At 51.9% G+C, this 428-nt stretch carries 2 protein-coding genes; both read left to right on the forward strand.

Going from position 1 to position 428, the window contains the following annotated elements; all coding sequences use genetic code 11:
- A partial coding sequence (locus tag GV819_RS32670) for a hypothetical protein (RefSeq protein WP_218579787.1) occupies positions 1-223 on the forward strand: 223 nt, incomplete at its 5' end.
- A 53-nt stretch (positions 224-276) separates the two neighbouring features.
- Positions 277-428, forward strand: a 152-nt coding sequence (locus GV819_RS32675) for a Mur ligase domain-containing protein (RefSeq protein WP_218579788.1), incomplete at its 3' end; no start/stop codon positions are given.

A 428-nucleotide genomic window follows, 5' to 3' on the forward strand; every position in this document is an offset into this window, starting at 1 on the left:
ACATAAAGACCGTCAGCAATACTGGAATGCGCTACCGCTGGAAAAAGCGGGCGCAGCCAAAATTATCGAGCAGTCACAGCTTAGAGTGGATGCTGTCGCCAACACCCTGGCCGGGTGGACGCGAGAAATCTTATTAACCATGGCAGAACGCGCCCGCGCTGCATCCATTCCGGATGCCACCGAGCGAGTGGCAAATGAAGTGAGCCGGGCTGCCCTGGCGTAATTGTAGCGATGCCTTTTGCATCGTATGAATTTAAGAAGTTAATGGCGTAAAGAATGAATACACAACAATTGGCAAAACTGCGTTCCATCGTGCCCGAAATGCGTCGCGTTCGGCACATACATTTTGTCGGCATCGGTGGTGCCGGTATGGGCGGTATTGCCGAAGTTCTGGCCAATGAAGGTTATCAGATCAGTGGTTCCGATTT

Source organism: Pseudomonas sp. Fl5BN2 (genome assembly GCF_009908205.1).
Classification (GTDB): Bacteria; Pseudomonadota; Gammaproteobacteria; order Pseudomonadales; family Pseudomonadaceae; genus Aquipseudomonas.